The organism is Dethiosulfatibacter aminovorans DSM 17477 (assembly GCF_900142005.1).
In the GTDB taxonomy this organism is placed as follows: Bacteria; Bacillota; Clostridia; order Tissierellales; family Dethiosulfatibacteraceae; genus Dethiosulfatibacter; species Dethiosulfatibacter aminovorans.
Window position 1 is genome coordinate 25841 of record NZ_FQZL01000013.1, and the last position, 11987, is coordinate 37827.

Below are 11987 nucleotides of genomic sequence, written 5' to 3' on the forward strand. Positions count from 1 at the left end.
ACGATACCATGAACAAAGTACCTGTTGTGGGACCAACCTACGAGGAGATGCTTCATCCCTGGAAGATTGATCCTGAAACGAGAAGAGCGGCTTTTTATATGAAGACCAAGGACATGCTTCATCCCTTGAACCTATACAATATTACATGGAGAAGTATAAATGATGAAATTGCATATTTCATGCTTCCTCCAAGTTTTACAGGAATCAAGGCGAACATAGTTGTTATGTATGCCAAGGATTTTCCCACTGGCAGCCACAAGGTGGGACCCACCTATTCGGTTCTTACTGAGAAGACTGTGCTGAAAGAGGTTGATCCCTTGAACCACAAGCTTATCTGGCCTTCCACGGGAAACTACGGTGTTGGAGGTGCATGGGTGAGTTCTAGGATGAACTACGACTCTCTTGTGATACTGCCGGAAGAAATGAGCAAGGAAAGATTTGACCTCATAAGGCTATATGGGTCTGATGTAATCGCCACTCCTGGTTGCGAGTCAAACGTGAAGGAAATTTATGACAAAACCAAGGAGCTTAAGCGTCATGATCCTGAAAGGATAAGGATACTTAACCAGTTTGACAGTTTTGCAAATTACAGGTTCCATGAGTATGTGACGGGAAATACCATGGTGGAGCTGGTAAAGGAGGAGAATATAGGAAACGGGGAGATAGCTTCAGTCGTTCTGACAGTGGGATCGGCAGGAACCATAGCCTGCGGAGACCGTATCAAGAAGCACTTCCCAAATGCCAAGATTGTCGCAGGGGAGCCTGTACAGTGTCCCACACTGTCTCTTAACGGTTATGGAGGACATGACATCCAGGGCATAGGGGACAAGCATGTCACATGGATACACAATGTCATGAACTGTGATGGTGTGGTGCAGATAGACGACATGGACTGCAAGAGGATGCTCAAGGTTTTCACGACGAAGGTAGGAAAGGAATATTTGAAGACCGTTCTGGGAGAGGAAACTGTTGAATTCATTTCCGACAAGATAGGAATATCCAGTGTTGCAAATATCATTGCTGCAATAAAGACTGCAAAATACTATGATCTGGAGGAGGGAGACAACATCCTTACGGTTGCCACGGATTCAATAGACAGGTACCATTCCGTGATAGACAAGATGCCTGAAATCGACAGATACAGTGCCAAGAACATCTATGACAGGGTAATAAGGTTCCAGGAGCCTTCCTTCTTCTTTGAGGGAGACATGGACAACAGACGGAGATGGCACAATCTCAAGTACTATACATGGATTGAACAGCAGGGCAAGACAATAGAGGAGCTCAATATGCAGATGAAGCAGTCATACTGGAACGAAAAAGCTGCACAGGTAGAGGATGCAGATAGGCTTATTGTTGAATACAGGGAAAAGCATGCCGCAGAGCTCAGGGAAATCTTGGGTGTTTTAAATGTTTGATCTTGGCATTGTAAAGGGGAAAGTGTATCTGGACGGCAAATTTGCTGAAACAAACGTATATATAAGAGATGGAAGCATTGAAAAGGTCAGTGATGAAGAACTTGACTGTGAAAGGACCCTTGATGCAAAAGGAAGGCTTGTCCTTCCGGGATTCATCGATCCCCATGTGCATTTCTCCCTTGACCTTGGGGAATTCAGTTCCAGGGACGATTTTGAATCAGGATCGAGGGCGGCAGCATTTGGCGGGGTTACAACATTTTTGGATTTCACCAGACCTATACACAACCATGATGAAGCATTGGAAGCGATAAGGGAAAGGAAGAAAGAAGCTGTAAAATCATGTGTGGATTATTCCCTTCATCTAACCCTTGGAAATTTTTCGGGAGATGTTGAAAAACTCGTGGGTATCTGCAGGGAGGAAGGTCTTGGCAGCATAAAGGTATTTACTGCATATTCAGAATCAAACAGGAGATGTTCCTATGAAGTGATTGAAAGGATTCTGAAAAAGGATATTCTTCTCATGTCCCATTCCGAGGAGGACGAGCTTGTAAGCCCCGTATGGGATGAGGTGGCAACATACGAGGAGTCAAGACCCGTAGAAGCTGAAATGACTGCTGTTGAAAGGTTATGTATTTCCGCATCAAGCAAGGGAAGACTTTACATAGTCCATGTTTCGTCAGGGTCAACCGTTGAGATGGTCAAGGATAAATTCGGACAGTTCCTGAATAGAAGCATATTCCTTGAAAGCTGTCCCCACTACTTCAACCTTTCTTCCGACCTGTATGGGAAAGAGAATGGCAGGATTTATCTCATGGCGCCTCCCTTGAGGTCGAAGGATGAGGTAAAAAAAATGAAAGAAAACATTGGTTTTCTTTCAACTGTGGGAACTGACCATTGTCCATTCATGAAGGAAGAAAAGCTCAAGTATGAAAGGGCTGACAAGGTGCCAAAAGGAATAGGCAGTATAGAGTATTCGTTCTCTCTCATGTATACACTTTTTGGAAATGAGATTATTCCAAAATTCACATCTTCTCCTGCTGAAATATTCGGATTGAGGAAAAAGGGAAGGATAGCCGAAGGATTTGACGGTGATATTGTAGTCTACGATGAAAATATTTCCCGGGAAATAGACGGAGGAGTTTCCAAATGCGACTATTCCGTTTATGAAGGAAAGGAAACAAGGGGAAAAGTAGTCACTACCATATCAGGGGGCAGGATAATAATGGATGATGGAACATTCTACGGTGGAAGGGGAAGATTTATCAGGAGGTGAACCATGAAGGCAATAATAAATCTCAAGATTTACGATTATGAGAATTATATAGACAACGGATATATAATCTTCGACAAGAAGATTATAGAAGTAGGCCACATGGATGGCTTCAAGTCATCCCATGAAAGGATTGACGGAAAGGGAAAGCTGCTCATTCCAGGGTTGGTGAATTTTCACACCCACGTTTATTCGACACTTTTCAGGGGTTTGGATATGAAGGCATCGCCACAGAATTTCAAGGAATTGCTTGATGATGTCTGGTGGAAGTTCGATTCAAGGTTGCTCCTTGAAGATATTGGCCTAAGTGCTGAAGTATACTGTGACGAATGCCTGAAGTCGGGAGTCACATCAATTATAGACCACCATGCCAGCGGTGAGGTAAGCGGAAGCCTTGACGTTTTGAGAAATGTAATCATCAAGAAATTTGGAATGAAGGCAATGTTCTGTTTTGAAACCAGCGACAGGTTTGATCTTGGAGAATGCATAAGGGAAAACCTCCATTCTGTTAACCTGGGAGATGGATTGTTCGGGTTGCATGCGCTCATGTCCTTGAGTGACGAGTCACTTGAAAAAATTAAGATATATGCAAAGAACAGTCCCATACATGTTCATGTTGCCGAGAGCATCGAGGATGAAGAGCACTCCATAAGAGAATATGGAATGACGGTTGTGGATAGGCTTGATAAATTTGGACTCCTTAACGAAGACTCAATACTTGCCCATTGTGTCAACATAAACGACAGGGAAGGAGAGCTTATAGGAAGAAAAAAATGCGCAGTGGCGCTTAATCCGACATCCAATATGAATAATGCAGTAGGCATCTTCGATTACAATCTCTTCACAAGGAATAATATAAAAATACTGATAGGTACTGACGGACTTGGCGTCAATGTCATGAGGGAGTGGCAGAACTTGTATTATATGGGGAAGCAGTCCACTGGAAATCCCAGCGGAATAGTACTTGATGAAATAAGAAACCATATTGTGGAGTCCTACAGATATTTCAACAGAATATCAGGATCCAGGATAGGAAGGATTAAAAGCGGTTATGATGCTGATTTTCTGGTTTTCGACTACAATCCTCCAACTCCAATGAATAGTGACAATGCATTTGGCCATGTATTTTTTGGAGTATTCGACAGTATGAAGCCCAGGTATGTCATTGCAGACGGGCATTACAAGATCAACGACTACAAACCACAGATTGAATTTGAGATGAGGCACGATCTGGTGAATGATCTATGGGAAAGGATCGGTGAGACACTATGAAGACAGGAGTAAAGCTGTTTGGAAAAACTTTTAACAATCCCCTGTTGCCTGCATCAGGACCGATAGTGGGAGAGCTTGAGACCCTTGAATATTTCAATGATTCATTGACAGGTGGAATAGTGACCAAAACAATTTCAGTGGAAGGTGCTGTTGTTAAAAAGCCATGCATAATAGCTACAAGGCACTGTGTATACAATACGGAATTGTGGAGCGAATATCCCCTGGAGAAATGGTCTGTGGATATCCTTCCCAAATTAAGGAAGAATCTCAAAAAGCCCCTTATAGTAAGCGTGGGATATACTGCGGAGGAACTTGAAATAGTGGTTCCCCAGGTTGAGGAATATGCTGATTTTTTCGAAGTCAGCACCCACTATGGGAAGGACAGGCTGGATTCCCTGGTTACGAGGATATGTGAGCTTACGGACAAGCCTGTATTCATAAAGCTCAGTCCCCATATAGAGGATTATCTCGAGTTTGTTGAGATAGCCGTCAAATGCGGAGCAAAAGGAATAGTTGCAATAAATTCCCTTGGCCCCGGAGTCGTAGTTGATTTGAAAACCAGAGCCGTGAAGCTTGGAATAGACGGCGGGAAATCATGGGTTTCCGGACCAAGCATAAAGCCTGTGGCCTTGAATCGCGTCGTCAACATTAGAAAGAGATTTCCCGATCTTCCCATAATAGCCTGTGGAGGAGTGGAGAATGCAGAGGATGTCCTTGAATTCATTCTGGCGGGGGCAGACCTGGTGCAGATGCTTTCATCTGCCCTTATGAAGGGAAGGGGTCTTTTTGACAAGATAGTTGGGGACCTTCCTGAAGTAATGGAAAAATACAATATAGAATCAATAGAGGAATTGAGGAAGACGGATCTTGTACTTGAACCGAAAGGTGAAGGAGGCTATCCCCTGGTGGATTATGATGTTTGCACAAGGTGTGGCATCTGCACCGGGATTTGCCCCCAGATGGCACTGACCCTTGAGGATAAAATAATTGTAGACAACGAGAAGTGCATCAATTGCGGACTTTGCCAGTCAAAATGTCCCGTTGAAGCAATAAGGGGAGTTCTCTAATGGCCGAGTACTACCTGGAATGTATAACCTGCGGCAGGAAGTACAAACCTGAAAAAGGATTGTACTGGTGCAGCGATTGCGGTTCAATCATGGGTACACTTCAGGTCATATATGATTATGAATCATTGAAGAAATTAGAAGACTGGAAAAAGGTTTTTTCGCCAAAGGGCAGTATAGTGCAGTTTGAGAAGCTTCTTCCTGTCGGGTTTTCAACCGATATCGACAGATTCATTGGAGGGACACCTCTGTTTAAGTTCAGGAATAAATTCGGAATTAAAGATATGATGATTAAGTTTGACGGAATAAGCATGTCGGGGTCATACAAGGACAGGGCGAGCATCATAGCAGTTAACAAGGCGCTGGAGGAGGGTTATGATACCATATTCTGCGCTTCCACCGGCAATGCAGCATCATCCCTCGGCCTTTTGAGTGCCCATACAGCACTGGAAACATATATCTTCGTTCCTGCCACAATACCGGGAGGCAAGCTTGCCCAGCTGGTTGCAGCGGGAGCGAAGATCATATCCATAGAAACTACTTATGACCAGGCTTTCGACATATCTCTGGAAATAGGTCTCAGGAACAACTGGTACTGCAGGAATTCCGCAGTGAATCCATATCTGTTGGAGGGTAAGAAAACGGGAGCTTATGAGATACTTGTACAGAACAAATATGAAGTTCCGGATTATTGCATAGTGGCAGTTGGAGATGGAACCGTGATAAGTTCTCTATGCAAGGGTTTCAGTGAATTCTACAAGCTGGGCCTTGTTGAAAAAACACCAAAGGTAATAGGCGTACAGGCTGAAGGCGCTGCCACAGTGAAGCATGTATTTGAAAAGGGAAGACCATTCAAGCCCATAATTGAAGATGCAGACACAGTGGCGGACAGCATATGCGTAGGAAATCCAAGGGATGTAATAAAGGCATGCTCCTTCATGGAGGAAAACGGAGGATATTTCGAAAGTGTAAGTGATGAGGAAATATTGGCTGCAATAGCCCAACTGGCAGGAGAAACAGGGGTCTTTGCGGAGCCTGCAGGAGCTGCACCTCTTGCCTGTCTAAAGAAGCTGCTTTTTAAGGGAGTTATTAACCCTGGAGACGATGTATGCCTTATGGTTACCGGCAATGGTCTGAAGGACGTGGATGCCCTTGGAAAGATGAGCGATATCAGGAAATACACTGTTGAAGAAGCATACAAACTGTTTGAGGGGGTAAAGAATGAGGTTTAGAGAGATAGTACAACCGACGACCCTTGATGAGGCCGTCAATGAAATGAAAAACAGTAAATTCACCGTCATTGGAGGAGGGGTCTTTCTCAAGCTCCAGAAGGGATGTGTAAACAAGGGAATAGACCTGTCGAAGCTCGGCCTTGATTATATCAGGGAAGAGGAAGGCAGGATATGCATAGGATCCATGACTACCCTGAGGGAGATTGAAAAAAGTACTGTCCTTCCGGACTGCATGGTTCAGTCTGTCCTTCAGATTGGAGGAGTTGGACTTAGGAACATAGCAACCATAGGTGGAAGTGTATGTGGAAAATACTCTTTCTCAGATATAGGAACTGCTTTGATAGCCCTGGATGCCAGGCTCAAGTTCCATCTTGGAGGAGAGCTTCCAATGATTGAGTACTTCCATTCAAACATAATGAAAAACGACATACTTTTGGAGATATCCTTTAAAAAACCAGGGTTTTCTTCATTCAAAGCCTTCAAGCACAACTATACGGATTTTGCCCTTGTGAACATCTGCCTCACTTCGGGAGACAAGATAAGGATTGCAGTGGGGGCAAGGCCGGGTAAGGCTGTGATAATAAAGGATATAAATACAAAGCACAATGCACGGGAGCTTCTGAGGGATGTTGAGTTTTCAAGTGACTTCAGGGGAACGGGAAACTACAGGAGAAGCGTAGCTGAAACCATGTTGTCGGACATATTGAAGGAGGGATTGTTTTGGAAGTAAAGCTGAAGGTAAACGGAAGGGAATATATTCAATCAATAAAACCGGACGAATTCCTTTTGGACACTCTTAGGGACCTTGGAATCAAAAGCGTCAAAAGGGGCTGTGACACAACCTCCTGCGGAGCCTGTTCAGTGATCGTTGATGGTAAGCTGGTCCCGTCATGTTCCTTTCATACCATAAGGGCACAGGAAAAGGAAGTAACTACTGTCGAAGGGATATACGAAGAAGCCGACAAGATTGCAGGATATCTCACTGCAGAAGGTGTGGAACAGTGCGGATACTGTTCACCCGGTCTTGTGATGGCGGTTTATTCAATGAAGGATGAACTTGAAGATCCAACACTTGAAGAAATAAAGCATTATCTTGCAGGGAATCTCTGCAGGTGTTCCGGATATGAAGGCCAGCATAGGGCCATACTAAAATATCTGGAGGTGGAAAGATGAGTGTAAACAAATCGGTACCCAAGCTGGACGGGAAGGGTCTTGTACACGGCAAGCCAGCCTATACGGATGACCTGGCTCAGCAGAATTCCCTCATAGTAAAGGTTTTGAGAAGTCCACATCCCTTTGCGGAAATAATAGACATAAATATTGAAAAGGCAAATGAAGTAAAAGGAATAAAATGCATACTCACCTGGAAGGATGTGACCGACAAGCTCATGTCAAGGGCCGGACAGGGCTATCCCGAGCCGTCGCCCTATGACAAGAGGATACTGGACAGGTATGTAAGATATGTGGGGGATGCAGTTGCAGTGGTTGCAGGAGAAGACGAGGAATCCGTAGAGGCTGCAATGGACCTTATAGACGTGAAATACAAGGTTATGGAGCCTGTAATCGATTTCGAGAAGGCGAATGGTTCCAGTACTGTAATCCACAGGGGAACTTTCAGCCAGTTTGAAATAGGTCACAATCCGGAAAAGAACCTGGCTGCAAGCTATGAAATGGAGATTGGAAATGTTGAAGATACATTGGACAACTGTGACTATGTATACAAGGGAAGATACTATACCCAGCCTCAGGCACACTGCATGATGGAGCCTCATTCGGCAGCGGCGCATCTGGACTGCCAGGGAAGGCTAAATGTCATGACTTCAACCCAGACTCCCTTCCATGTAAGGAGGATATTGAGCCGCAGCCTTGATATGCCCATTTCCCAAATCAGGGTAATAAAGCCAAGGATAGGAGGAGGTTACGGAGGGAAACAGGCGATACACGGCGAATTCTTCGTCTCCATGGTAACCCTTAAGACAGGACAACCATCGAAAATCACCTATACAAGAAAAGAGGTCTTCCAGTCCACCTATACCAGGCATGAGATGAGAATAGATATGAAAATCGGTGCTATGAAGGACGGAACCATAAGGGCTATAGACATGGCGGTGCTCTCCAATACAGGAGCTTACGGAGAGCATGCACTGACGGTCCTTATGGTTGCAGGATCCAAGTCACTTCCTCTTTACAACAAGGTGGAGGCTGTTGCCTTCAGGGGAGATGTTGTCTATACGAATACCACTCCTGCAGGAGCCTTCAGGGGGTACGGTGCAGTTCAGGGAAACTATGCACTGGAGTCATCTGTAGACGAATTGGCATCAATGATAGGAATGGATCCTGTGGAAATAAGAAGAAAGAACATGATACGTGAGAAGGAAACTTCCAAGATATTTGAAATAATGGGAGAAGGCAAGGAAGGGACTGCAATGATCATTGAATCCTGCAAGCTCAATGAATGCCTTGACAGGTGCCTTGAAATGATTGAATGGAAGGACAAATATCCAAGAGTTGAAGTGAACGGCGACAAGGTGAGGGGAGTAGGATTAGCTCTTGCCATGCAGGGGTCCGGGATACCCTATGTCGACATGGCTTCCAGCATACTGAAGCTTAACGACGATGGCTCCTTCAACCTCCTGCTGGGAGCTACGGACCTTGGAACAGGCTCCGACACAATACTTGCCCAGATAGCGGCAGAGGTGCTAAAGGTTCCCCTGGACAAGATAATAGTGTATTCGTCGGATACGGACCTTACCCCATTTGATACGGGAGCATATGCATCCAGTACAACCTTTGTTTCAGGACACAGCGTGAGGATAGCGGCGGAAAAGATGGTTGAAAGAATCAAGGAAGCGGGAAGGAAGCATTTCAATGCCCTTGAAGTTGAATACGAGGGCAACTGCATATCGGCGGGACAGGATTCTGTTGAACTCAGTGAACTGGCAACTGTACTCTATTACTCTGAAAACATGGAGCAGCTTGTTGCAACCGGATCATACTACGGAACCAATTCGCCTCCTCCATACATGGTGGGAGCGGCAGAGGTTGAAATAGACAAAAGGACCGGAAAGGTTGATCTTCTCAAATATGTTGCATCCGTTGACTGTGGAACAACAATAAATCCGAATCTCGCCAAAATACAGGTTGAGGGAGCCCTCCTCCAGGGAATAGGAATGGCAATGTACGAGGATGTGTCATATACTTCAACGGGTAGACTCATAAACAACACGATGATGAAATACAACCTGCCAACGAGGATGGAGGTAGGAAAGATAGAGGTGGAATTTGCGGATAGTTATGAACCGACAGGACCCTTCGGAGCTAAATCCGTCGGGGAAATAGGAATAGATACGCCTCCTGCAGCAATATCAAATGCAATAAAGAATGCACTGGGGATAAGGCTCAACAGGCTTCCCATGAAGAGTGAAGAAATCTGGGAGAATACGAGGAAGAAATAAGGAGGCTGCATGGATATAAAGAAGAAATACAAAAGAAGGGTGGAACTTGCCTCCGGAAGGGACAGGGTGGAGCTTCTGCTTAAGAATTGCAGGATAGTCAATGTTTTCAGCCACTCCATAGTCAGGGGAGATGTGGCAATTGATTCCGGAAAGATAATAGGAATTGGAGACTACGAGGCTGTAAAGGTGGTGGACATGGAAGAACAGTTCATTGCTCCAGGCCTGATAGACAGTCATGAGCATATGGAGTCATGTCTTGTGACTCCGGAGCAACTTGCAAGGGTCATAGTACCCAAGGGAACCACTACAATAATTGCAGATCCCCATGAAATTGCAAATGTATGCGGACTTAAGGGCATCAAGTTCATGATGGATGCCACAAGTGACATACCTCTCAATGTGTTCTTCATGTTGCCCTCCTGCGTGCCCGCTACGGAATTCGAAACATCGGGAGCAAAGCTTGATGCAGAGGACCTCAAGACACTAATGGGTGAGAGCATAGTTCTCGGTCTTGGTGAGCTTATGGACTATCCGGGTGTCATTGCAGGGAAGGAGGATATAATAGACAAGATTCTACTTGCCGACAGGAAGATAATAGACGGACACAGTCCATTGATTTCAGGCAAGGAACTTAATGCCTATGCCATAAACGGAGTAAAGACGGACCATGAATGCACCAATCTTAAGGAAATGGAGGAGAAGTTGTCCTTAGGAATGTATATAGCAATAAGGGAAGGGTCCGCCGCCAGAGATCTCGAAAAGCTTATACCAGGAGTAAACAAGCATACTGAAAGACGGTGCACATTCTGTACGGACGACAAGCATCCCGGAGACATACTCGAGGAAGGCCATATAGACCACAATGTCAGGAAGGCCATAAACTTGGGAGTGGATCCCATAAGCGCAATAAAGATGGCTACGGTAAATACTGCCGAATGCTACAAGTTGAGGGACATAGGGGCAATAGCGCCTGGATACGACGCAGACATAATAGTCCTGGACAATCTTGAGGATTTCAATATCAGGCAGGTATACAAGAAGGGCATTCTCGTTGCCGAGGAAGGTCAGGTAAAATTTGAAGTCGAAAAGCCGGAATTGTCAGCGGTCAGCAACACTGTAACAATTGGAGACATCTCGGAGAAGGACCTTGAGATACATTTGGATACGGACATTGCAAAGGTGATCAGAGTGAACACATCGTCCCTTCTTACGGAGATGGTGGTGAGGAAGGTGAGCATTGACGGAGAAAGAAGATTCATATCTAACAAGCATATAGACATATTGAAAATCGCAGTAATCGAAAGGCACGGAAAAACAGGAAACATAGGGCTTGGTCTCATAGAGAATTTCAGATTCAAGGGAGGGGCGCTTGCCTGCACAATAGCCCATGATTCACACAACCTCATAGTCATAGGCGACAGCGATGCCGATATGGTGCTGGCCATAGAGAAAATCAAGGAAATGGACGGGGGTATAGCAATCGCTTCAGAGGGTGAAATAGTTGAATTCCTGGCACTTCCCGTGGCGGGACTCATGTCAGGTGAAGACATGGAAACTGTTGCGGAAAAAATTTCTAAAATAACTAAATATTTACACAATAAAATGGGTAGGAATAGTTTGAAGGATCCTTTGATGACTTTAAGCTTTTTGGCACTGCCGGTAATTCCGGATATAAAAATAACCGACAGGGGACTCTTCGATGTGAATGAATTCAGCTTTACAGATATAAATGTAGAATGATTTCCCATAAAATTCCCAGGAAGGTGATTACTTGAATGAGTTTATGAAAAAAGCTGTTGAAGAGGCTTTGGAAGGTATCAGGAACAAGGAAGGAGGACCCTTTGGTGCAGCCATCGTCAAGGATGGAGTGATAATTGCCGTAGGCAACAACAAGGTCATAGCCACAAACGATCCCACAGCCCATGCTGAAATTGTTGCAATAAGAAGGGCCACCGAAATACTAGGAAGATTCGACCTTTCCGACTGTGAGATATACACTACCTGCGAGCCGTGCCCCATGTGCTATTCGGCAATACACTGGGCAAAAATTCCTGTAATGTATTATGGTGCAACGAGAAAGGATGCCGAAGACATAGGTTTCAGCGACAAGTATCTCTACGATGTCCTATCCGGTGAAATAGAGGACACCAGACTTGAAAGCAACCAGATCGATGTGGAGGAGTGCCTCGAGGCATTCAGACTCTATGATGAAGACGAGGACAAGACTCTGTATTAGAAGTATATTGAAACTTGTGTTTTCGCAATATAATTTGCAC

General features: G+C 44.9%; 10 protein-coding genes. All 10 read left to right on the forward strand.

What is annotated here, in order from left to right; translation table 11 throughout:
- Window positions 1–8: 8 nt before the first annotated feature.
- From BUB05_RS09700 to BUB05_RS09745, 10 genes are read left to right on the forward strand one after another with little or no spacing between them, the layout of a single operon-like run.
- Window positions 9–1418: a PLP-dependent cysteine synthase family protein gene (locus BUB05_RS09700; protein WP_073049413.1), complete on the forward strand. Its 1410-nt coding sequence runs from the start codon at window positions 9–11 to the stop codon at window positions 1416–1418.
- Window positions 1411–2691, forward strand: a complete 1281-nt coding sequence (locus tag BUB05_RS09705) for a dihydroorotase (protein ID WP_073049414.1) — start codon at window positions 1411–1413, stop codon at window positions 2689–2691. The genes BUB05_RS09700 and BUB05_RS09705 overlap by 8 nt, the downstream gene beginning before the upstream one ends.
- A 3-nt stretch (window positions 2692–2694) precedes the next feature.
- Window positions 2695–3960: an amidohydrolase family protein gene (locus tag BUB05_RS09710; RefSeq protein ID WP_073049415.1), complete on the forward strand. Its 1266-nt coding sequence runs from the start codon at window positions 2695–2697 to the stop codon at window positions 3958–3960.
- Window positions 3957–5027, forward strand: a complete 1071-nt coding sequence (locus BUB05_RS09715; protein WP_073049416.1) for a 4Fe-4S binding protein — start codon at window positions 3957–3959, stop codon at window positions 5025–5027. Before BUB05_RS09710 ends, BUB05_RS09715 begins: the two co-directional genes overlap by 4 nt.
- The gene (gene thrC, locus BUB05_RS09720; protein WP_073049417.1) at window positions 5027–6256 is read left to right on the forward strand and encodes a threonine synthase; all 1230 of its coding nucleotides are present in this window, start codon (window positions 5027–5029) and stop codon (window positions 6254–6256) included. Before BUB05_RS09715 ends, thrC begins: the two co-directional genes overlap by 1 nt.
- On the forward strand, window positions 6246–6986 hold the full coding sequence (locus BUB05_RS09725) for an FAD binding domain-containing protein (protein ID WP_073049418.1): 741 nt from the start codon (window positions 6246–6248) through the stop codon (window positions 6984–6986). Before thrC ends, BUB05_RS09725 begins: the two co-directional genes overlap by 11 nt.
- Window positions 6977–7429: a (2Fe-2S)-binding protein gene (locus BUB05_RS09730; RefSeq protein WP_073049419.1), complete on the forward strand. Its 453-nt coding sequence runs from the start codon at window positions 6977–6979 to the stop codon at window positions 7427–7429. Before BUB05_RS09725 ends, BUB05_RS09730 begins: the two co-directional genes overlap by 10 nt.
- Window positions 7426–9711: a xanthine dehydrogenase family protein molybdopterin-binding subunit gene (locus BUB05_RS09735; protein ID WP_073049420.1), complete on the forward strand. Its 2286-nt coding sequence runs from the start codon at window positions 7426–7428 to the stop codon at window positions 9709–9711. Before BUB05_RS09730 ends, BUB05_RS09735 begins: the two co-directional genes overlap by 4 nt.
- 9 nt (window positions 9712–9720) lie before the next feature.
- Window positions 9721–11451: an adenine deaminase gene (gene ade / locus BUB05_RS09740; RefSeq protein WP_073049421.1), complete on the forward strand. Its 1731-nt coding sequence runs from the start codon at window positions 9721–9723 to the stop codon at window positions 11449–11451.
- A 43-nt stretch (window positions 11452–11494) separates the two neighbouring features.
- Window positions 11495–11947: a nucleoside deaminase gene (locus tag BUB05_RS09745; RefSeq protein WP_245819843.1), complete on the forward strand. Its 453-nt coding sequence runs from the start codon at window positions 11495–11497 to the stop codon at window positions 11945–11947.
- The last annotated feature ends 40 nt before the right edge of the window (window positions 11948–11987 follow it).

Coding starts and splice junctions, on each gene's coding strand:
- BUB05_RS09700 (WP_073049413.1), top strand. CDS start 9: ATGAACAAAGTACCTGTTGTGGGACCAACCTACGAGGAGATGCTTCAT.
- BUB05_RS09705 (WP_073049414.1), top strand. CDS start 1,411: ATGTTTGATCTTGGCATTGTAAAGGGGAAAGTGTATCTGGACGGCAAA.
- BUB05_RS09710 (WP_073049415.1), top strand. CDS start 2,695: ATGAAGGCAATAATAAATCTCAAGATTTACGATTATGAGAATTATATA.
- BUB05_RS09715 (WP_073049416.1), top strand. CDS start 3,957: ATGAAGACAGGAGTAAAGCTGTTTGGAAAAACTTTTAACAATCCCCTG.
- thrC (WP_073049417.1), top strand. CDS start 5,027: ATGGCCGAGTACTACCTGGAATGTATAACCTGCGGCAGGAAGTACAAA.
- BUB05_RS09725 (WP_073049418.1), top strand. CDS start 6,246: ATGAGGTTTAGAGAGATAGTACAACCGACGACCCTTGATGAGGCCGTC.
- BUB05_RS09735 (WP_073049420.1), top strand. CDS start 7,426: ATGAGTGTAAACAAATCGGTACCCAAGCTGGACGGGAAGGGTCTTGTA.
- ade (WP_073049421.1), top strand. CDS start 9,721: ATGGATATAAAGAAGAAATACAAAAGAAGGGTGGAACTTGCCTCCGGA.
- BUB05_RS09745 (WP_245819843.1), top strand. CDS start 11,495: ATGAAAAAAGCTGTTGAAGAGGCTTTGGAAGGTATCAGGAACAAGGAA.